The 21311-nt window shown below is 35.9% G+C and carries 16 protein-coding genes and 1 tRNA gene; 12 read left to right on the forward strand and 5 right to left on the reverse strand.

Annotated features, from left to right (window positions below):
* Positions 1 to 7: 7 nt before the first annotated feature.
* On the forward strand, positions 8 to 1633 hold the full coding sequence (locus tag C1T31_RS11675; protein ID WP_103052688.1) for an ABC transporter substrate-binding protein: 1626 nt from the start codon (positions 8 to 10) through the stop codon (positions 1631 to 1633).
* Here the strand turns inward: C1T31_RS11675 and C1T31_RS11680 are convergent.
* Together C1T31_RS11680 and C1T31_RS11685 are read right to left on the reverse strand one after the other, a co-directional pair.
* Positions 1630 to 2805 carry a GlmU family protein gene (locus tag C1T31_RS11680; protein WP_103052689.1) on the reverse strand — a complete coding sequence of 392 codons (1176 nt, stop codon included), beginning with the start codon at positions 2803 to 2805 and terminating at the stop codon, positions 1630 to 1632. The two genes, C1T31_RS11675 and C1T31_RS11680, sit on opposite strands and share 4 nt — an antisense overlap.
* A gap of 75 nt (positions 2806 to 2880) precedes the next feature.
* On the reverse strand, positions 2881 to 3132 hold the full coding sequence (locus C1T31_RS11685) for a type B 50S ribosomal protein L31 (protein WP_103052690.1): 252 nt from the start codon (positions 3130 to 3132) through the stop codon (positions 2881 to 2883).
* Positions 3133 to 3292: 160 nt separating this feature from the next.
* Here C1T31_RS11685 and C1T31_RS11690 point away from each other — a divergent pair, with 160 nt between their 5' ends.
* The 4 genes from C1T31_RS11690 to C1T31_RS11705 all read left to right on the forward strand — a co-directional run bounded on the left by C1T31_RS11690 (position 3293) and on the right by C1T31_RS11705 (position 8444).
* Positions 3293 to 3805, forward strand: coding sequence for a DUF4199 domain-containing protein (locus C1T31_RS11690; RefSeq protein ID WP_103052691.1), 513 nt, complete (start codon positions 3293 to 3295; stop codon positions 3803 to 3805).
* 56 nt (positions 3806 to 3861) lie between these two features.
* On the forward strand, positions 3862 to 4812 hold the full coding sequence (locus tag C1T31_RS11695) for a glycosyltransferase family 2 protein (protein WP_103052692.1): 951 nt from the start codon (positions 3862 to 3864) through the stop codon (positions 4810 to 4812).
* 74 nt (positions 4813 to 4886) lie between these two features.
* The gene (locus C1T31_RS11700; RefSeq protein ID WP_103052693.1) at positions 4887 to 6614 is read left to right on the forward strand and encodes a phospho-sugar mutase; all 1728 of its coding nucleotides are present in this window, start codon (positions 4887 to 4889) and stop codon (positions 6612 to 6614) included.
* On the forward strand, positions 6615 to 8444 hold the full coding sequence (locus C1T31_RS11705) for an ABC transporter ATP-binding protein (RefSeq protein ID WP_103052694.1): 1830 nt from the start codon (positions 6615 to 6617) through the stop codon (positions 8442 to 8444). It begins immediately after the preceding gene.
* Between the two features lie 287 nt (positions 8445 to 8731).
* Here C1T31_RS11705 and C1T31_RS11710 read toward each other — a convergent pair whose 3' ends face one another.
* On the reverse strand, positions 8732 to 9196 hold the full coding sequence (locus C1T31_RS11710) for a hypothetical protein (protein ID WP_103052695.1): 465 nt from the start codon (positions 9194 to 9196) through the stop codon (positions 8732 to 8734).
* A gap of 250 nt (positions 9197 to 9446) precedes the next feature.
* Between C1T31_RS11710 and C1T31_RS11715 the strand changes: the two genes are divergently transcribed.
* From C1T31_RS11715 to C1T31_RS11725, 3 genes are read left to right on the forward strand one after another with little or no spacing between them, the layout of a single operon-like run.
* A complete protein-coding gene (locus C1T31_RS11715) occupies positions 9447 to 9995 on the forward strand; it encodes an RNA polymerase sigma factor (RefSeq protein WP_103052696.1) in 549 nt (182 codons plus the stop codon).
* Between the two features lie 17 nt (positions 9996 to 10012).
* The gene (locus C1T31_RS11720; protein WP_103052697.1) at positions 10013 to 10513 is read left to right on the forward strand and encodes a hypothetical protein; all 501 of its coding nucleotides are present in this window, start codon (positions 10013 to 10015) and stop codon (positions 10511 to 10513) included.
* 10 nt (positions 10514 to 10523) lie between these two features.
* The gene (locus C1T31_RS11725) at positions 10524 to 10973 is read left to right on the forward strand and encodes a sensor of ECF-type sigma factor (RefSeq protein WP_103052698.1); all 450 of its coding nucleotides are present in this window, start codon (positions 10524 to 10526) and stop codon (positions 10971 to 10973) included.
* 28 nt (positions 10974 to 11001) lie between these two features.
* Here C1T31_RS11725 and C1T31_RS11730 read toward each other — a convergent pair whose 3' ends face one another.
* A complete protein-coding gene (locus tag C1T31_RS11730) occupies positions 11002 to 12051 on the reverse strand; it encodes a WD40/YVTN/BNR-like repeat-containing protein (RefSeq protein ID WP_103052699.1) in 1050 nt (349 codons plus the stop codon).
* Between the two features lie 146 nt (positions 12052 to 12197).
* Here C1T31_RS11730 and C1T31_RS11735 point away from each other — a divergent pair, with 146 nt between their 5' ends.
* From C1T31_RS11735 to purL, 3 genes are all read left to right on the forward strand, one after another.
* Positions 12198 to 13412 (forward strand): RsmB/NOP family class I SAM-dependent RNA methyltransferase, encoded by a 1215-nt coding sequence (locus C1T31_RS11735; RefSeq protein ID WP_103052700.1) that lies wholly within the window; start codon positions 12198 to 12200, stop codon positions 13410 to 13412.
* Positions 13412 to 15250 carry an endonuclease gene (locus tag C1T31_RS11740; protein WP_103052701.1) on the forward strand — a complete coding sequence of 613 codons (1839 nt, stop codon included), beginning with the start codon at positions 13412 to 13414 and terminating at the stop codon, positions 15248 to 15250. Before C1T31_RS11735 ends, C1T31_RS11740 begins: the two co-directional genes overlap by 1 nt.
* 144 nt (positions 15251 to 15394) lie before the next feature.
* On the forward strand, positions 15395 to 19078 hold the full coding sequence (gene purL / locus C1T31_RS11745; protein WP_103052761.1) for a phosphoribosylformylglycinamidine synthase: 3684 nt from the start codon (positions 15395 to 15397) through the stop codon (positions 19076 to 19078).
* Between the two features lie 170 nt (positions 19079 to 19248).
* On the opposite strand, the gene C1T31_RS11750 is transcribed toward purL, so the two are convergent.
* Positions 19249 to 19323, reverse strand: a tRNA-Pro gene (locus C1T31_RS11750).
* A gap of 210 nt (positions 19324 to 19533) precedes the next feature.
* Between C1T31_RS11750 and C1T31_RS11755 the strand changes: the two genes are divergently transcribed.
* Complete coding sequence (locus tag C1T31_RS11755; protein ID WP_103052702.1) at positions 19534 to 21300, forward strand: AMP-dependent synthetase/ligase; 1767 nt, start codon at positions 19534 to 19536, stop codon at positions 21298 to 21300.
* Positions 21301 to 21311 lie beyond the last annotated feature (11 nt).

The raw sequence follows: 21311 nt of genomic DNA on the forward strand, positions 1-21311 counted from the left end.
TAACAGAATGATAAAACCCATCTTGGTATTCTTAAATAATTCACGCATTTGGACTATAATTGGATGTTTAGTAATGATGTCTTGCAGCAATCAATCGGATATCTATTCAGATAAGTTAGTTTTTAGGTACAATGAGCATAAGAATATTGGCTCTTTAGATCCTGCTTTCTCAAAAGACTTGGCCGATATTTGGGCTACTAACCAACTTTTTAATGGTTTGGTTGAAATGGATGATTCTCTCAATGTACAACCAGCTATTGCAAAAAGTTGGCAAATATCTGATGATGCCCTAACTCATACCTTTACGCTTCGAAATGATGTCAAATTTCATAAACATGCCTTATTTGGCAATGATTCCACAAGAACGGTCACATCTCATGATTTTTACTATAGTTTCAATAGATTAAAAGATGAGAAAGTAGCCTCTCCAGGAAGCTGGGTACTGAACAAAGTTGATAGATTTTACCCAATTAATGACACCATCTTTGAAATTAAATTAAAACAACCATTTCCAGCATTTTTGGGTCTGTTGACAATGAAGTACTGTTCGGTTGTTCCTAAAGAAATTGTTGAACACTATGGCAATGATTTCAGGTCTCATCCGATAGGCACCGGACCTTTCCAATTTAAACGATGGGAAGAAAACCTCAAACTGGTATTCAGAAAAAACCCAAATTATTTTGAAGTTGATGAAAATGGTATTCAACTCCCTTATTTAGAAGCCATTGCGATAACCTTCTTACCAGACAAACAAAGTGAATTCTTGCAATTTGCACAAGGAAATATTGACTATGTTTCGGGTTTGGATGCGTCTTATAAAGATGAAATTTTAACAACCGAAGGAACACTTCGAGACTTCTATGCTGCTGATGTCAATATGATTCGTGGACCCTATTTGAATACAGAATACCTTGCTTTTTATATGGATTCACATGTTTCCGAAATACAATCCAGTTTAATCCGTCAAGCCGTAAATTATGGCTTCGACAGAAAAAAAATGATGGTTTATTTGCGAAACGGTATAGGTATTCCAGCTCATGGTGGTTTCATTCCAAAAGGACTTCCAGGATACGACAATAGTATTGGTTTTGATTATCAACCTGATAAAGCCAAACAATTGGTTCAGCAATATATTGATGAAACAGGTAATACAAACCCTAAAATTACCATAACAACAACCAGCAATTATTTAAGTTTTTGCGAGTATATTCAACGAGAAATTCAGAAAACTGGATTGATAGTCGATGTGGATGTCATTCCTGCTTCAAGTCTTAAGGATGCCAAAGCAAATGGAAAATTAGATTTGTTTAGAGCCAGTTGGGTAGCTGACTATCCTGACGCAGAAAACTATTTATCGTTGTATTACAGCAAGAACTTTGCGCCTTACGGTCCCAATTATACACATTTTAAAAATGAGCAATTTGACCTTTGGTATGAACAGGCTTTTATTGAAACAGATATAAAAGAACGCCAAAAATTATACACAAAAATGGACTCGCTTGTTATGAGTCACGCGCCTGTAATTCCCATGTTTTATGATGAAGTGGTTCGTTTTACCAGAAAAAATGTTAAAGGTCTAGGTATTAATCCGATTAATCTTTTGGAGTTAAAACACGTTAGTAAGACTGACTAATCTCTTCTAAATTTTTTGGTTTCTTCAAAGACATGCTCAAGTATAGCAGCATCCTGATCGGTAAATTCAATGTTTCTTCGGGACATAACCACTTTGGCAACCTCAAAGGCTTTTTTGGTTAAATAGGTGGTGAATCCGCTATTTCCTCCCCAAGAAAAGCTAGGCACAAAATTTCTTGGAAAACCACTTCCAAAGATATTGGCACTCACACCCACTACAGTTCCTGTGTTGAACATAGTATTTATACCGCACTTACTATGATCTCCCATCATAAGGCCACAAAATTGCAACCCTGTTCTAGCAAAACTTTCGGTATCATAGTTCCATAGGCGAACCTCGGCATAGTTATTTTTTAAATTTGAATTATTAGTATCTGCTCCCAAATTACACCATTCGCCCAAAACAGAATTCCCTAAAAATCCATCGTGCCCTTTATTGGAATATCCAAAAATCACTGAATTATTGACTTCACCTCCCACTTTACTAAAAGGGCCTACAGTTGTTGGTCCGTAAATTTTAGCTGCCAATTTTACGGTAGCACCTTCACATAATGCAAATGGCCCTCTTATCATGGAGCCCTCCATTATTTCGGCATTCTTACCTATATAAATGGGACCATTTTCAGCATTCAGAGAGCAAAGTGGCAATTTAGCACCTTCCTCAATAAAGATATCTTTTCGGTTAAATGCAACGGTCATCTCCGGAATGGGCTGTGATTGCCTCCCTTTTGTGATGAGTTCAAAATCCTCTTCGATGGCAGCACCATTTTTACTAAAAATATCCCAAGTATTTTCAATTCTCAAAACGTCATCAATATACTCTATAGCTTCAAATGTTTCTAAATCGATATTTTCCTGATTTTCTTTGGTATAAAAAGCCACCACATCTTCATCTTTAAATACAGCTTGATTTTCCTCGAGCCCTTTGATGATTTCAACCAACTCCTTATTCGGCAGAAAGGATGCATTAATCATAATATTGCTTTCCATTTCCACCATTGGATACTTTTCAGCCAAATAATCTTCAGTAATGGTCGTAGTGGTATATTCCAAATAACTCTCCCATTTTTCACGAATGGTTAAAATACCAACTCGTATGTCAGCCACAGGTCTTGTATAAGTAAAAGGTAACAGATTATTTCTGGAAGGACCATCAAAAAGAATGTAGTTCATAAGGATGCTTTTGGTAAAAATAAAAAAAGCCTTTCAACAATTGAAAGGCTTTTGAGAATATATTTTTAAACTAAATTATTTTTTGAATTTAGCATATTTTGTTTTGAACTTATCAATACGTCCAGCAGTATCTACCAATTTAGATTTACCAGTGTAGTATGGGTGAGATGTTCTAGAGATTTCCATTTTTACTAATGGATACTCAACACCATCAACTTCAATAGTTTCATTAGTATTTGCAGTAGATTTTGTTAAAAACACATCATCATTTGACATGTCTTTAAATGCTACCATTCTATAATTTTCTGGATGTATATCTTTTTTCATCGCTTTACGCTTTAATATCTTAACTTTTTTCGAGGTGCAAATTTAAGCAATTTTAGTAAAATCACAATACTTTTTTGCTTTTTTTATTAATTAAAAAAATCTGTAACGTTTTGGTATATTTGTTTACTAACCAACTGTAAATTAATTAAACTAACAAACAATGGAAAATAACACAACTTCAATTAAACCTTTTGCCTATAATTACGGCCTATACCTAGGCGCTTTATCTATTATCATGCTCGTAATCATGTATATTTTTGAAATAGACAAAAGTTGGCCTTTAAGCATTACTAGTATTGCTTTAACAATCACTATTTACGTAATAGCATTAAGAGCCTTTAAAAATGCTAATAATGGTCAATTAAAATTAGGTCAGGCCATGAAATTAGGTTTAGCTATGGCCGTAATTGGTGGACTTGTTTCAGCTATTTATTCCTACGTGCATTACTCTATGATTTATCCCGAATTTATTGAAAATATTAGAGATGAATCGGTTAAACAAATGCTAGAGCGTAGTCCTGATATGACTAATGAACAGATTGAACAAGCTTCCAAAATAAATAATATGTTCACTTCACCATTCGCTATGAGTACATTCTCATTAATTGGTAGTTTATTTTTTGGAATTATTATTTCTTTAATCGCTGGATTAATAATGAAAAGTGATGATTAATTTTCCAATTAATTTTACATTTGTTTTTTATACCTAGTTTAGACAAGTAAAATTAAATGAATATATCAGTAGTCATACCACTACTTAACGAAAAGGACTCATTACAAGAATTACATGATTGGATTGCAAAGGTTATGCAATCCAATCATTTTTCATATGAAATCCTTTTTATTGATGATGGCAGTACTGATGACTCATGGGAAACCATTACCCAACTTTCTAAAAAAAACCCAAACGTTAAGGGTATTCGATTTTTAGCCAATTTTGGCAAGTCACAGGCACTTCATGCGGGTTTTGAAAAGGCACAAGGTGATGTAGTCATCACTATGGACGCAGACCTTCAGGACAATCCAGAGGAAATTCCAGAATTATTGGAAATGATTGTCAAAGAGAACTATGATATGGTTTCTGGATGGAAGAAAAAGCGCTACGATTCTGTGTTGACCAAAAACATGCCCTCTAAACTCTTTAATTGGGCTGCCCGAAAAACCTCTGGAGTTAAACTCAATGATTTCAATTGTGGTTTAAAAGCCTACCGATTAAATGTTGTGAAAAACATAGATGTTAATGGCGAAATGCACCGTTATATTCCAGTTTTAGCAAAAAATGCAGGGTTTTCAAAAATTGGCGAAAAGGTTGTTAAGCATCAAGCGCGTAAATATGGTGAAACCAAGTTTGGAATGGATCGCTTTATTCATGGTTTTCTGGATCTGATTACTATTTGGTTTTTATCCCGCTTCGGAAAAAGACCGATGCATTTGTTTGGCGCGTTGGGTGTTTTAATGTTTGCCATTGGGTTTATGTTTGCTCTTTATTTGGGTATTGATAAATTATATCTCAATAGAACAGGAAGGCTGATTACTGAAAGGCCTCAATTTTATTTAGCCTTGGCTACCATGATAATTGGCACCCAGTTTTTTGTTGCTGGATTTCTTGGAGAAATTATGCTCCGTACCAAACAGGACAAAAAACGGTATTTGGTCAAGGAATCCATTAATTTGGAATGAATTACCAATAAATCCCTCTATTGCCCCTAACATTTTTCTGAATTACGTATTTTTGCGTTCAATTTAAATGCATCATGATATACATTGAACCTGAATTATTAGAACGTGTAAACACGTGGTTAACACCAGCTTTTGATACAGATACACAAGACTACATAAAAAACTTAATTGCCGATAACCCAAAAGAATTAAAGGAATCATTTTATAAAGATTTAGAGTTTGGTACTGGCGGTATGCGCGGTATTATGGGTATTGGCACCAACCGAATCAATAAATATACATTAGGGAAAAACACACAGGGATTAAGTAACTATCTTCATAAAGTATTTCCAGATGAAAATATAAAAGTGGCTATTGCCTATGACTGCCGCCATAATAGTAAATCACTTGCAAAAGTTGTAGCCGATGTATTTTCAGCTAACAATATTGAAGTGTTTTTGTTTGAGGATTTAAGAACGACTCCTGAATTATCATTTACTGTCAAGCACTTAGATTGTCATTGTGGAATAGTTCTAACTGCTTCCCACAATCCACCTGAATATAACGGCTATAAGGTCTATTGGCAAGATGGTGGGCAATTGGTGCCACCACAGGATGCTGCCATTATATCGGAAATTCAATCTTTAGATTATTCAGAAATTAAATTTGAAGCTAACGAGAAATTAATCCATTTAATTGGTAAAGATGTTGATGACGCCTTTATTAATGCGTCTGTAAAAAATGGCAGTTTCACTTCACAAGAGGCAAAAGATAATCTAAAAATTGTTTTCACTTCACTCCATGGAACATCCATCACAACCATACCGGAAACCCTAAACCGTGCTGGTTATAAACAGGTTTACATTGTAGAGGAACAGCGCGAGCCAAATGGTGATTTCCCCACAGCAAAGTCTCCAAACCCAGAAGAACCTGAAGCACTTAAAATGGCTTTAAATTTAGCTAATAAAATAAATGCTGATATTGTTATCGGAACCGATCCAGACAGTGATCGATTAGGAGTAGCCGTAAGAAACAACAACAACGAGTTGGTTTTACTAAATGGAAATCAAACCATGGTTGTCATGACAGACTTCTTACTGCAACAATGGCAGAAAAATGGTAAGTTAGATGGTAATGAATTTATTGGCTCGACTATTGTATCTACACCCATGATGCAAGAACTGGCTGATTCCTATAAGGTTGAATGCAAAATAGGCCTAACTGGTTTTAAATGGATTGCCAAAATGATAAAAGATTTTCCAAATCAGGATTTTGTTGGTGGCGGAGAGGAAAGTTTTGGTTTTATGGTTGGTGATTTTGTACGTGATAAAGACGCTGTAACCGCTACTCTTTTGGCATGTGAAATTGCTACTCAAGCTAAAGCAAATGACAGTTCTTTTTATCAGGAATTATTGAAATTATACGTCAAACATGGTTTATATAAAGAGCGCTTAATTTCTATAACCAAAAAAGGGATTGAAGGCGCAAATGAAATTAAACAGATGATGATTGATGCCAGAAAATCGCCATTTGCTGAAATAAATGGATCAAAAGTCATTAGACTGGAAGATTATCAAAGTTCTGTTTCAAAAAATATGGTTACAGGTGAAGAATCCCAAATAATGATCCCTAAATCAAATGTTTTGATTTATTACACCGAAGACGGCAGTAAAATAGCATTAAGACCTAGTGGTACAGAGCCAAAAATTAAGTTTTACATTAGTACCAATACGGCTTTAAAAAACGTATCGGATTTTACAGATGTAGAACAAACATTAGAAACCAAGATAGACGCTATCATTAAAGATATGAAGCTCAACTAAATGAAAAAAATAATACATCAATTATTACCTTTTATAAAGAGATTTAAAGGACACGTTTTTTTAAATATCTTTTTCAATTTACTCTATGCGCTTTTCAGTTCATTGGCATTTGTTTCATTAATACCTATGCTAAATGTTTTGTTTGATAAAACAACCATAGTAAAAGAAGCACCTGTTTGGACAGGCATCAGTGGAATTAAAGATTACAGCCAAAATCTCTTGAATTATAAAGTCAGTGGATTTTTGGAAAATGGCAATGCTCAAATGGCATTGGTCATTGTAATTGCTATTGTAATCTCAACATTTATCCTTAAGAATCTTTTTGGGTATTTTGCCATGCAACACGTTATGTATCTAAAAAATGGCGTATTAACCGCTTTAAGAAAGGATATGTACGAAAAAATAATTCAGCTTCCGTTAGGCTTTTATTCCAAGAGGCAAAAAGGTGACGTCATGGCACGAATTTTAGGTGATATCAATGAAATGCAAAATTCATTTTTTATTGTTCTTGAACTCGTTGTAAGAGAGCCTTTAACTATTATATTCTCCCTAATTCTGATGTTTACTATTAGTTGGGAGTTATCACTCTTTGTTTTATGTTTTATTCCATTGGCAGGATTCATGATTTCGAGAATTGGAAAGAGCTTAAAGAGTACTTCTTTAAAAGCACAACAAGAATCTGGCAAACTGATTTCAATTGTTGAAGAATCATTAACAGGCTTAAAGATTGTAAAAAGCTATAATGCTGAATCGATCTTCAGAAACAAATTCACAAGATCAGCTGATAATATTTTAAAGCTCTCCAATAAAATAGGGTTAAAAAACAATCTTGCTGGCCCTGTAAGTGAAGTATTGGGAATTGCCACCATTGCTGTTTTATTGTGGTATGGTGGAAAGTTAGTTTTAATTGACAAAGTTATTGAAGGCACTACCTTTATTGCTTTTATGGGACTTGCTTATGCCATTCTAACGCCTGCAAAAGCTATCAGTAAAGCTTCCTATCGCGTGAAGAACGGTATGGCTGCGGCCGACAGGGTTTTTGAGATTCTTCATGAGGAAAACAATCTAAAAGATTCACCAAATGCAAAAGACCTGGACACATTCCATGATAAGATTTCGGTTGAAAACATTTCGTTTAAATATGAAAATGATTTAGTGTTAAAGAATTTCTCCATTCAAGTTCCAAAAGGTAAAACCATAGCACTGGTTGGACAATCTGGTAGTGGCAAAAGTACCATTGCAAACTTGGTCACGAGATTTTACGACGTTAACGAAGGTCAGATTAAAATTGATGGCATAAATATTAAAGACATTACCAAAAAGTCGTTGAGAGATTTAATGGGTTTAGTAACTCAAGATTCTATCTTGTTCAATGACTCAATAAAAAACAATATCCTTTTAGGAAAACCAGATGCTTCTACCGAAGAGATTATTGATGCTCTAAAAATAGCCAATGCGTGGGAATTTGTTAAAGAATTACCAGAAGGTATTGAAACCAATGTTGGTGATGCTGGAAATAATTTTTCAGGTGGTCAAAAACAACGTTTAAGTATCGCTCGAGCTGTACTAAAAAATCCACCTATTATGATTTTGGATGAAGCTACTTCTGCCCTTGACACAGAAAGTGAGAGGCTTGTTCAAGTAGCATTGGAAAATATGATGAAAAATAGAACATCTATTGTTATTGCTCACAGGCTATCTACCATTCAAAATGCTGATGAAATTGTTGTTATGCAAAGAGGTGAAATTGTAGAACAAGGAACCCATAATGAATTACTTGCTAAAAATGGCACTTACAAAAGGCTTGTTGATATGCAAAGTTTCGATTAAAACTTTCAAAATAAAAAGGGCTGAAAATAATTCAGCCCTTTTTTAGCTATTGTTAGACTTGGGGACGACTAACAAACATAAGTAGGTTTGTTGATGTAAACATAAAACAAAAAAACTAACAAACCAAGAAAAAAATGCGTTTTATCGATTTTTTTTGCTTTTAATCGATATATTAATTTTTAAATAACTGTTATACAATCAGTTATAATAACACTCTAATTTTCTAAAAATTGGCCTTTTTATTCAAAATAGGCATATTAAATTGATAAAAAGGAAAAAATTAAGACTTAAAAAAGTCCGAAGAAATAGGTCCAATTGGCACCATCACTCAAAACAATAATGCTTTTCTTATAGTCATTACCTGGTGCATATTCGTACAAGTAAACAGCAGTTGCTCCATTAGTAGTTGATCCTGAAGAGAATAATAGACCTCCTGAAGTTGAAATTTTAGCAGTAACGGTATCTTGAATATTCCGAATAATATAGACTCTTCCTGGAAACATTGTTGCATCTGGAAGCCTAAATTCATCATCTGTTGCTTGAGGACTTACAGAAATATAAACGCCATCGTCTATATCCACATAAGTTCCTGTACCACCATTTCCATCACCTGTTAAATTAACAACCTTAACAGAAAAGTTTCCATTAATATCCAAGGTACTCAAAGGCGTTGTTGTACCAATGCCAACCTGCGAGAAACTAATTAAAAAAATGAGTGAGAAGGCAAAACTAAATAATACCTTTTTGACCATAAATCTGTCTCCATGATTTTTACCACGGATAAGTTTAAAAATAGTTGTTACACACGATGAAATGCAAAAATTATCTTTAAAACGACAATAAATTAGACTAAAAACAACTACAACGTTGTAGTATTTTAATGGATTTATCTAACTTGTAATAGGTTAAAATACTTTTATCACTATTCTTCTCCTTATTTATTTTTTTTGAACTATATTAAACTTTATAGCGTTTTATCAGTCTAAACTTAAAATTGTTTTTTTGGAAGAAGCCCAACTACTTACGGATCTAAAATCAAAGGACAAACAAGAGTTTGCTTTTAACGAGTTGGTATCGCTCTATAAAGAGCGATTGTATTGGCATATCCGTAATATTGTTAAATCGCATGACGATGCTGATGATGTTCTCCAAAACACCTTTATCAAGGTCTATAGAAATATTGATTCATTTAAAGGAGACAGCAAACTGTATTCTTGGATGTATCGCATAGCAACCAATGAAGCCTTGACTTTTATTAAGAAACGTGCAAAGCAATTACAAATAAGCAACGAAGAATTTCAAGATTTAGCAATTGAAAATTTAAAATCAGACGTTTACTTTGAAGGTGATGCTATTCAAATAAAGTTGCAAAGAGCTATAGCTACATTACCTGAAAAACAGCAATTGGTTTTTAACATGAAATATTTTCAGGATATAAAGTATAAAGACATGTCTGAAATATTAGAAACCAGTGAAGGTGCCTTGAAAGCCTCCTATCACATTGCTATAAAAAAAATTGAAAGTTATTTATTAAACCAAACGTCGATTTGAGAGTCTAATGATTACAAATGAAAAACTTAAACAAACATAACATATCAGATACGGGATTTAAAACACCTGACGGATATTTCAATTCATTTGAAGAGAAATTACTTTTAGAATTGAAACTCAAGGAGAAGGTCAATACTCCTGGATTTAAAGTACCCGAGAATTACTTTACCGATTTTAAGGTGTCAACTTCAATTGATAATAAACCTAAATCAGAACCTAAAGTAATTTCGTTATTCAGAAATCAAAAATGGTTAGTAGCTGCAAGCATCGCTGCTATTTTTATAGTATTGGTTAGTATGCCAACAGGACAAAACAGCTCGTTGGACTTTGCATCATTGGATAGTGACAGTATTGAAAGTTATCTTTTAACCAATGATTTTGACTCTGCTGAATTGAATAACCTCATCACAAATCCATCAGATTTTGAGACGATTATACTAGAGGAAACCTTGAATGATGTACCTTTAGAAGACTATTTGTACAATAATATGGAATTGGAAGATTTAAATTTAGAATAAACAACATAACATGAAACAACTTTTACTCATATTAATTTCTCTGGCGTTTGGCGTAAATACATTTGCCCAAGATCGTATGGACAGAAACGATAAAATCAAAGCTTTAAAGGTTGCCTACATTACAGACGAGCTTGATCTTACAAAGGCTGAAGCCGAAAAATTTTGGCCTATATACAATACTTTTGAAGAACAAATGCATGATTTACGTAAACAATCATTTGAAGATAGAAAGCAACTCGATTTTGACAATTTAACCGAGGCTCAAGCGCAAGAATTGATTCAAAAGTTTAAACTTTCGAATTCCAAGAAAAACGAATTGTACAATAAATATGTCAGTGATTTGCAAAAAGTCATTTCATCCAAAAAAATTGTCATGCTAAAAAAAGTGGAAGACGATTTTAAACGTAAAATGTTTGAAGAATTCAAAAAAAGACGTCACGAAAAAAAAGACAGACCCTAAATGTAAGAAAGAGCCAGTGGCTCTTTTTTTATTCCCTAAAAGTTAATTTAGCAATCCTACCAGCTCCAGCAGCATAAGCCACACTGTCGTTTAAAAACCGAATGGTATAAAAGCCCTCATCGCTCAAGTGCTTCCAGGTGTTTCCAGAATCATGACTGTAATCAATGCCTTTAAAACCTATAGCTACAAGCTCCTTTCCATTTCCATTAGGAATATATTGCACACAACTTCTATAACCTGGACTTTTATTTTCGGCTACCAATTGCCATGTTTTACCACCATCTTGCGTTCTCGTTTTATTAGCCGAACTATCCGCTGGTTTGGTATAATCCCCTCCTATAGCAAAGCCATTCAACTCATCATAAAAATCTAGTGAATATATGCCTTCGGTATCTTTTTCTTTAACTATTGGGGTATCTATAACGTCCCATGTTTTGCCTTTATCATCAGAATAATATATACGCCCTACTGTTGTACCAACCCAAGTTTTATTGCCAACAATCGCAATATTAGTGTCACTGGCCGCAAAGGCTCCCTCTCCTTCTGCTGCAAGTGGTAATTGGTCACACGGTAACTTGCTCCAAGTATTCCCACCATCTCTTGTAATTATGACACTTAAGCAACCATCTATGGCATCCCCAACAGCAATACCTTCATCATCATTCCAAAATTCCATGGAGTCATAGAAAACTTTAGGATGGTTTTCTTGATAAACTAATTTTGTTGTATCTGAAGTTATTCCGTATAATAATGCTGGATTCCCAATACTTAAAGCAAATGTTGCTCGAGAAGTTGCAGCAAGTGAACGAAAATTAGGAATGATGCTATCATATTTGACATCGTAATATCCAACGGCTAATTTGGCAGTATCATTCTTTATCGCATAAATTATTAATCCATTTGACGAAGCTATCGAATAATTAGGTGGATCATCCAATTCCAAAGCCCTTACATTCAACAAAGAATCCTGTAATAAAACCTCAATGTCTACTTTAGAAAAATCTTGAGGTTGTTTTTTAGGTTCTTTTTTACAAGATAAAAAGCAAAGAGTAATTAAAAGTGCCAAAAGAATCCGCATAATTTCAAAATTTCCCTAAAAATAGAAAACTTCTCCATACAAATGACCGTTTGATAACAACTCAAGGAAACAAAACTCAAATAATCATCTAAACGATTCTACAAATCAACATATTAAACCTATCTTTGCACGCTATTCAAAACGATATGAGATTACATCGAAATTTATGCTTCGCAACGGTTGATGGTTTAATAAAAATCTTCAATGAAGGCGAGTATGCCGATAAGGTTATTCAACAACTACTCAAGCGTGACAAGCGTTGGGGAAGCCGTGACCGTGCATTTGTTGCCGAAACCACCTATGATATCGTAAGATGGAAACGTCTCTATGCCAAAATAGCCGAAGTTAAAGAACCGTTTAGCCGTGATGATATTTGGCGCATGTTTGCGGTTTGGGCAACCTTAAAAGGAATCAAATTACCCGACTGGAAGTATTTTGAAAATACCCCAACACGAAAAATCAAAGGCCGTTTTGATGAGCTGTCTAAAATTAGAAAGTACCGAGAATCCATACCGGATTGGATTGACAATTTGGGAGAAAAAGAACTAGGCAAAGACATCTGGACCAAAGAAATACATGCCCTAAATGAACAAGCCGATGTCATTTTAAGAATCAACACCCTAAAAACAACTAAAGAAAAACTTCAGGCTGAATTATTTGATTTAGATATTGAAACCGAATTTATCAAAAATTATCCAAATGCCTTAAAATTAAAAGAACGCGCCAATGTTTTTCAAACGGAAGCTTTCAAAAACGGACTATTTGAAGTACAAGACGCGTCTTCTCAATTGGTTGCTGATTTTCTGGATGTGAAACCAGGTATGCGTGTAGTAGATACCTGTGCTGGCGCTGGTGGTAAAGCCTTACATTTAGCAGCTTTAATGGAAAATAAGGGACAAGTGATTGCCATGGATATTTACACCAACAAACTCAAGGAACTCAAACGCAGGGCTAAACGTAATGGTGCTCATAATATAGAAACCAGACATATTGATTCTTCAAAAGTTATCAAAAAACTCTATGGTAATGCTGATCGGGTTTTAATTGATGCTCCTTGTTCCGGGTTGGGTGTTTTAAGACGTAATCCAGACGCCAAATGGAAATTAGAAGAATCCTATCTTGAAAAAATAAAAGAAAACCAACAGGATATTTTACAACAATACTCCAAAATTGTAAAAGACGGCGGACAGTTGGTTTATGCTACCTGTTCCATCTTACCTTCTGAAAATCAAGAACAAGTTGATAAATTTTTAACATCAGAACACGGAAAAGATTTTACCTTTGTCAAAGACATTAAAATATTGGCCCATAAATCTGGATACGATGGATTTTATATGGCCTTAATGGAAAGAAAATCATAATGAAACAATTTTACACAGTACTTTTTACACTATTCACGCTAGCAAGCTTTGCTCAAATTCCTTCAGGCTATTATGACTATGCCACAGGAACTGGTTACGAATTAAAAACACAACTCAAAAAAATAATTGATAATGTAGATGATCCAGAAATCAACAATACAGTTGAGGTCGAACATATGGATCAAGGATACGATGCCATTGATACATTCTTTGCTACATACGATCTGGACGACTATTACGAAACAGCCAGCAATACCATTCTAGATATTTATTCAGAAAACCCTGATGGAAACGATCCTTACAATTTTAGTCCAGTGACAGATGAATGCGGAGAATACAGTGCCGAAGGCGACTGCTACAACAAGGAGCACATTATTCCGCAGTCGGTTTTTAGTTCCAATTCACCTATGCGTGGTGATGCCCATCAATTATTACCATCAGATGGTCGTGTTAATGGATTTAGGAGTAATGCGCCTTATGGTCGTGTGGACGATAGTCAATTAAGTAGTCAAAGTGGTATTACCAATCCAACTCAAAATGGTTCCAAATTGGGCAATAACTTAAACAGTGGCTATTCAGCTGGTTATACTAATGAGGTTTTTGAACCTATTGATGAATTTAAAGGTGATGTGGCACGTATCTATTTTTACTTTGTGACACGTTATGAAGATCAAGTAAGCGCTTGGTCCACTTATGACATGTTTGATGGAAGTAGTGATAAGGCTATAGCCGATCCGTTTTTAACAATATTGAGAACTTGGCATGAAATGGACCCGGTTTCTCAAAAGGAAATTGATAGAAACAATAATATTTTTTACAATCACCAATCCAATCGGAATCCGTTTGTAGATCATCCAGAATGGGTGGCATTAGTCTGGGACACCGATCCTGACACCGAAAATCCAACTGCTCCAACTAATTTAGTAGCCTCAAATCCTACTGGTAATTCTATTGATTTGGATTGGAATGCATCTACTGATAATATTGGCGTGGTAGGTTATAACTATTACATTGATGATGTTTATTCGGCAACTGTTCTGAACACAACTACCTCTAATACGGTTTTAGGTTTATCACCAAATACCAATTATTGTTTCAAAATAACAGCTATCGATGCTGCTGGAAATGAATCAGGGTTTAGTAATGAAGCTTGCGAAACGACTTTAGAAAACACCAACCTTCTTTGTATTGATGAAAGTTTTGAAAACATGCCAGCTAATTCAAGTTCATATTCATTTAGAACATGGACTGGTGATCAGGGTATTACATGGGATGCTACTGACGCCAGAACAGATCAAACACTAAACGGAAGCCGAGCCATAACGATTAGAAATGGAGAATTAATCCTAAATGACTCAAATTTTCCAATAGAAGAATTAACAGTCACAACACAACGTGTTTTCTCTGGAGATTCTGGCACCTTTGATCTAGTGATTAATGGAAGTGTCATTGGGACTATTCCTTACGGTGATTCTCCTGTAACCACAACAATACCATGTAATATTAATAATGTTGTTGATTTATCAATAAACAATAATAGCAACCCATCAAACCGTGTTATGTTTGATGATTTAAATTGGTCTTGCTTTTTATTAAGTAACGAAGAATTTACTCAAAATACATTTACCTTATATCCTAACCCTGTTTCAGGAAATCATATTACAGTCAATGCAACGGAATCATTGGATTATGAAATCTATGATTTACTAGGAAAGTTAACTTTAAAAGGGACGTCTCAAAATGGTGAAATTCATGTTGGAAAGCTCACAAAAGGTGTTTACTTGATAAAGCTTCAAAAAGGCAATAAAACGATTACCAAAAAACTAATCAAACAATAATTAAAAAAGCGACTGAAATCAGTCGCTTTTTTGTTGGTTAATAAGAACGTGAATAACTAAATTTTTTCATCCAGATTAATAGATACTATTACGATGAAAAAAAGTAAATTTGCACTTTCAAAACACAACTATAACAAAAACATAATGATTCATTTCTTTGGAAACCAAAACAGCAAGGTATTTGCTGTTCAAGCAACAAAAGAATTATCAACCGACACCATTACAAAACTAGTATGGGTTTTTGGCAACCAACCTAAAATAGAACAAGCATCATTGGATGCTTTTTTTGTTGGTCCACGCGCTGCCATGATCACACCTTGGAGTACCAATGCTGTTGAGATTACCCAAAACATGGGGATTGAGGGTATTGTTCGTATTGAAGAATTTAAAGCTGTTGCTGAAGATTTCAAGGGTTATGACCCCATGATTTCTCAAAAATATAAAGGTCTGAATCAAGATAGTTTCACCATTAACATTCAGCCTGAAGCCATCAGAAATATTAAAGACATTGCCTCTTACAATGCTCAAGAAGGATTGGCCTTAAATGATGAAGAAGTTGACTATTTAAACAACCTTTCCAAAAAATTGGGCAGACCACTTACAGACTCTGAAGTCTATGGGTTCGCACAAATAAACTCTGAGCATTGTCGCCACAAAATATTCAACGGTACGTTTGTTATTGATGGTGAGGAAAAACCGATGTCACTTTTCAAGATGATTAGAGAGACCTCAAACAAAAATCCTAACGATATTGTCTCGGCTTATAAAGATAACGTGGCTTTTATAAAAGGCCCTAAAGTGGAACAATTTGCACCCAAACGTGCCGATGTTCCTGACTATTACCAAACCAAAGATTTTGAATCGGTTATTTCCTTAAAAGCTGAAACTCACAACTTCCCGACTACGGTTGAACCTTTTAACGGTGCTGCTACTGGCTCTGGTGGTGAAATCCGTGACCGTCTGGCTGGTGGTAAAGGTTCTATTCCTTTAGCAGGAACGGCTGTTTATATGACCTCGTACTCGCGTTTAGAAGAAAACCGCCCTTGGGAACAAGCCATGAAAGAGCGCGATTGGCTCTACCAAACACCAATGGATATTTTAATCAAAGCATCCAATGGCGCATCGGATTTTGGTAACAAATTCGGACAACCACTTATTGCTGGTTCAGTATTAACCTTTGAGCATGAAGAGGAAGCCCGCAAACTCGGTTTTGACAAAGTCATCATGCTTGCAGGAGGTATTGGTTATGGTAAGGCAAACCAAGCTTTAAAAGATACACCTCAAACAGGTGATAAAGTAGTCATTCTAGGTGGGGAAAACTACCGTATTGGAATGGGTGGTGCAGCGGTTTCCAGTGCCGATACTGGAGAATTCTCAACAGGTATTGAATTGAATGCCGTTCAACGTTCCAATCCAGAAATGCAGAAACGGGCAGCCAATGCTGTTCGTGGTATGGTAGAAAGCGACGAAAACTATATTGTTTCCATTCACGATCATGGAGCTGGTGGTCATTTAAACTGTTTAAGCGAGTTGGTTGAAGATACTGGTGGACATATTGATTTAGATAAATTACCAGTTGGAGACCCAACACTTTCTGACAAAGAAATTATCGGTAACGAGTCGCAAGAACGTATGGGGTTGGTAATTGCTGAAAAGCATTTAGAAACCCTTCAAAAAATTGCCGATAGAGAGCGTTCTCCAATGTACACGGTTGGTAATGTAACCGGTGACCACCGCTTTACATTTGAATCTAAAACCAAGGGCAACAAACCTATGGATTTAGCCATGGAAGATATGTTTGGAAGCTCACCAAAAACAATAATGACAGACAACACGGTTACACGAAATTATACCGATTTAGCTTACAATAAAGATAAGTTTTACGATTATCTAGACCAATTATTACAACTGGAAGCGGTTGCTTGCAAAGACTGGCTTACCAATAAAGTAGACAGATGTGTTGGCGGTAAGGTAGCGAAACAACAATGTGTTGGCCCATTACAAATCCCGTTAAACAACGTAGGCGTAATGGCATTGGATTTTAAAGGCAAGGAAGGTATTGCAACCTCAATTGGCCACTCACCTATATCCGGATTAATAGATCCGGTTGCAGGTAGTCGTAATTCTATAACAGAAGCCTTAACCAACATCATTTGGGCGCCTTTAAAAGACGGTTTAAAAAACGTATCGCTTTCTGCCAACTGGATGTGGCCTTGTAGAAACGAAGGCGAAGACGCCCGTTTGTACGAAGCGGTGCAAGCCGTGTCAGAGTTTGCTATTGCTTTAGGTATCAATGTACCTACAGGAAAGGATTCGCTTTCTATGAAGCAGAAATATCCTAACGAAGAAGTGATTGCCCCTGGAACCGTGATTATTTCGGCTGGTGCTAACTGTACGGATATTACCAAAGTAGTTGAACCTGTATTGCAACGCAATGGTGGCGCTATTTACTATATCAACTTGTCTCAAGACAACTTTAAACTGGGTGGTAGTTCCTTTGGGCAAGTGGTGAATAAAATTGGAAATGAAGCACCTACCGTAAAAAGTGCCGACTATGTAAAAACGGTGTTCAATACCATTCAACAGTTGATTGTTGACGAACAAATTGTCGCAGGGCACGATGTGGCCTCTGGTGGCTTGATTACCACGCTTCTTGAAATGTGTTTTGCCGATAACAATTTAGGAGCTGAACTAGACATCACGGCTTTAGCTGAAAATGATTCCTTTAAAGTCCTGTTTGCCGAAAATGCCGGTTTGGTTATTCAAGCTGCTGATGGGTCTATTGAAACAGTTTTAGCTGAAGCCAATATCGAGTTTTTCAACATAGGAAAAGTAACCGAAAGTGATGTGTTAAGCATCATTAACGGTACTGATGTCTTTACCATGACTGTGTCACGCTTACGTGATATGTGGTACAAAACCTCATTCCTACTCGACCAAAAACAAACAGCAAACGGGTTGGCAAAAGACCGTTTTGACAACTATAAAAACCAACCCCTTCAATATAAATTCCCCGCACATTTTACAGGACTTCTCGACTCCGCTCGAAGTGACAAGAGCGTGTCAGGTCGAGCGCAGTCGAGACCTAAAGCCGCTATTTTAAGAGAAAAAGGCAGCAACTCCGAACGCGAAATGGCAAACGCCATGTACTTGGCTGGTTTTGATGTGAAAGACGTCCACATGACTGATTTAATTTCGGGGCGTGAAACCTTGGAAGACATTCAATTCTTGGGTGCTGTTGGTGGATTCTCAAACTCCGATGTGTTAGGCTCTGCCAAAGGTTGGGCAGGCGCCATTAAATACAACGAAAAAGCCAATGAAGTCATTAAAAACTTCTTTGCCAGAGAAGACACGCTGTCTGTGGGTATTTGTAACGGTTGCCAATTGTGGATGGAGTTAGATTTAATAAACCCAGACCATGAGCAGCATGGTAAAATGACTTATAACGACTCCCATAAACACGAAAGTGCCTTTACGTCTGTAAAAGTTCAAGAGAACAATTCGGTGATGTTAGCATCATTAGCAGGCAGCACCTTAGGCGTTTGGATTTCACATGGTGAAGGCAAATTCAGTTTACCCTATGCCGAAGACAAGTATCACATTGTGGCTAAATATGGTTACGAAGGCTATCCGCACAACCCAAATGGCTCCGATTTTAACACCGCCATGATGTGTGATAAAACAGGTCGCCATTTAGTAACCATGCCGCATATAGAGCGCTCCACCTTCCAATGGAACTGGGCAAACTACCCTAAAGGCAGAAAAGACGAAGTCTCTCCTTGGTTGGAAGCCTTTGTAAATGCCAGAAAATGGATTGAGAATAGATAATAAAAAAGGAGCTTAAACATAAGCTCCTTTTTTCGTTGGGATGACAGGATTTAGAGAATCCCTTAACATCGCTTATGTTGCAAAATAAAGCAGTGCTTTATTTTTAATATAAAGCTTAAAGTTCTTTTAAGAAAGCAAGCTTTCTTAAAAGAACTCTCTGCTTTATCTTGTCGGGATGACAGGATTTGAACCTGCGACCACACGGCCCCCAGCCGTGTACGCTAACCGGACTGCGCCACATCCCGAATTAATTATTATTGTACCTTCTACTGCGACCATTCCGCCTCTAGCGGAATACGCTAACCGGACGGAGCCTGTCTCGAGCATTGCCGAGAGGCCACATCCCGATTTTAAGACCACAAAAATACAAATGCTTTTTTTTATAGCAATATGCTTCTTAAAAAATCAAGTATATTTATTATTTTGCAACGATACTAATTTTTTATCAATAATTCATGGCCAATATTAAAAGACTATTTGATTTTCCTTACCATCAATTGGAAACTTATAATCTAGAAAAAGCATTTACAACTAAATATAACGGAGAGTGGCAATCCATATCTACTCAAGAATATATTGATCAAGCTAATATGATTAGTCGTGGATTATTGCGTTTGGGTGTCAAACCCAATGACAAGATTGCTGTAATTTCTTCCAATAATAGAACCGAATGGAATATTGTTGATATTGGTATTTTACAAATTGGAGCCCAGAATGTGCCAATCTATCCCACCATTTCCAAAGAGGATTATGAATATATTTTAAAGCATTCAGAAGCCACCTATTGTTTTGTATCGGATAGCGATATTTTAGAAAAAATAAATGCTGTAAAAAACAATACACAACTAAAAACCATTTATACGTTTAATGAAATTGATGGTGAATCCCATTGGACAGATGTATTAAAACTTGGTGAAGACAATTCCAATCAAGATGAAGTGGAAAAGCTTAAAAATGCAGTCAAGCCAGATCATTTGGCAACTTTAATATATACTTCTGGCACAACTGGCACACCAAAAGGCGTTATGCTCTCTCACAAAAATATTGTATCCAATGTTTTGGACAGCGAAAAACGGGTTCCTTTTGATTATGGAAAATCAAAAGCCTTGAGTTTTTTACCGGTCTGTCATGTCTTTGAACGTATGATTTTGTATCTATACCAATTTTGTGGTGTTGAAATTCACTTTGCAGAATCCATAGAGGCCATGAGTGACAATTTAAAGGAAGTAAAACCTAATGTTATGACGGCAGTGCCAAGACTTTATGAAAAAGTTTTTGACAAAATAGTTGCTAAAGGCACAGAACTAACAGGACTTAAAAAAGCATTGTTTTTTTGGGCAATAGAGCTTGGTTTAAAATATGAGCCTTACGGTGTCAATGGTTGGTGGTATGAACAACAATTAAAATTGGCTAGAAAACTCATTTTTAGTAAATGGCAAGAGGGACTGGGTGGAAATTTGGAGTTAATGGTTTCAGGGAGTGCTGCTTTACAACCCAGATTAACCAGGGTTTTTGCCGCTGCAGGTATGCCAATAATGGAAGGATACGGACTTACGGAAACCTCTCCTGTCATATCGGTAAACGACCAAAGAAATCATGGATTTAAAATTGGTACCGTAGGCCGATTGATTGACAATGTTGAAGTGAAAATTGCCGACGATGGTGAAATATTGGTTAAAGGCCCGAATGTGATGCAAGGCTATTACAAAGACCCTGAAAGAACAGCAGAAGTTATGACAGGTGACTACTTTCATACGGGAGATATCGGTGAAATTGACAAAGACGGATTCCTAAAAATTACCGATAGAAAAAAAGAAATTTTTAAAACCTCTGGTGGAAAATATGTGGCTCCTGCCCTATTGGAAAACGAATTTAAACAGTCGCGGTTTATTGAACAGATTATGGTCATTGGTGAAGGCGAAAAAATGCCAGCAGCCCTCATTCAAATAAATTATGAATTTGTTCAAGAATGGGCTAAACGTCACAAAATAGATTACTCCAAAGAATCCATTATAGACAACCAGCAGTTAAAAGACAGAATTCAGGAAGAAATTGATACCGCAAATCAAAAATTTGGACATTGGGAACGAATTAAGAGATTTGAAATCACACCTGATATTTGGTCCATTGAAGGTGGTCACCTGACTCCTACCATGAAGATGAAACGAAAAGTCATCAAAGAAAAATATCTTAATCTCATTGAGAAAATTTACCGGTCATAAGTTAACACTTA

This window comes from Hanstruepera neustonica, assembly GCF_002895005.1.
In the GTDB taxonomy this organism is placed as follows: Bacteria; Bacteroidota; Bacteroidia; order Flavobacteriales; family Flavobacteriaceae; genus Hanstruepera; species Hanstruepera neustonica.

What these genes read in the sequence shown, in the direction of transcription:
- C1T31_RS11675 (WP_103052688.1), top strand. Translation starts at nt 8, where the DNA reads ATGATAAAACCCATCTTGGTATTCTTAAATAATTCACGCATTTGGACT.
- C1T31_RS11680 (WP_103052689.1), bottom strand. Translation starts at nt 2,805, where the DNA reads ATGAACTACATTCTTTTTGATGGTCCTTCCAGAAATAATCTGTTACCT.
- C1T31_RS11685 (WP_103052690.1), bottom strand. Translation starts at nt 3,132, where the DNA reads ATGAAAAAAGATATACATCCAGAAAATTATAGAATGGTAGCATTTAAA.
- C1T31_RS11690 (WP_103052691.1), top strand. Translation starts at nt 3,293, where the DNA reads ATGGAAAATAACACAACTTCAATTAAACCTTTTGCCTATAATTACGGC.
- C1T31_RS11695 (WP_103052692.1), top strand. Translation starts at nt 3,862, where the DNA reads ATGAATATATCAGTAGTCATACCACTACTTAACGAAAAGGACTCATTA.
- C1T31_RS11700 (WP_103052693.1), top strand. Translation starts at nt 4,887, where the DNA reads ATGATATACATTGAACCTGAATTATTAGAACGTGTAAACACGTGGTTA.
- C1T31_RS11705 (WP_103052694.1), top strand. Translation starts at nt 6,615, where the DNA reads ATGAAAAAAATAATACATCAATTATTACCTTTTATAAAGAGATTTAAA.
- C1T31_RS11710 (WP_103052695.1), bottom strand. Translation starts at nt 9,196, where the DNA reads ATGGTCAAAAAGGTATTATTTAGTTTTGCCTTCTCACTCATTTTTTTA.
- C1T31_RS11720 (WP_103052697.1), top strand. Translation starts at nt 10,013, where the DNA reads ATGAAAAACTTAAACAAACATAACATATCAGATACGGGATTTAAAACA.
- C1T31_RS11725 (WP_103052698.1), top strand. Translation starts at nt 10,524, where the DNA reads ATGAAACAACTTTTACTCATATTAATTTCTCTGGCGTTTGGCGTAAAT.
- C1T31_RS11730 (WP_103052699.1), bottom strand. Translation starts at nt 12,051, where the DNA reads ATGCGGATTCTTTTGGCACTTTTAATTACTCTTTGCTTTTTATCTTGT.
- C1T31_RS11735 (WP_103052700.1), top strand. Translation starts at nt 12,198, where the DNA reads ATGAGATTACATCGAAATTTATGCTTCGCAACGGTTGATGGTTTAATA.
- C1T31_RS11740 (WP_103052701.1), top strand. Translation starts at nt 13,412, where the DNA reads ATGAAACAATTTTACACAGTACTTTTTACACTATTCACGCTAGCAAGC.
- purL (WP_103052761.1), top strand. Translation starts at nt 15,395, where the DNA reads ATGATTCATTTCTTTGGAAACCAAAACAGCAAGGTATTTGCTGTTCAA.
- C1T31_RS11755 (WP_103052702.1), top strand. Translation starts at nt 19,534, where the DNA reads ATGGCCAATATTAAAAGACTATTTGATTTTCCTTACCATCAATTGGAA.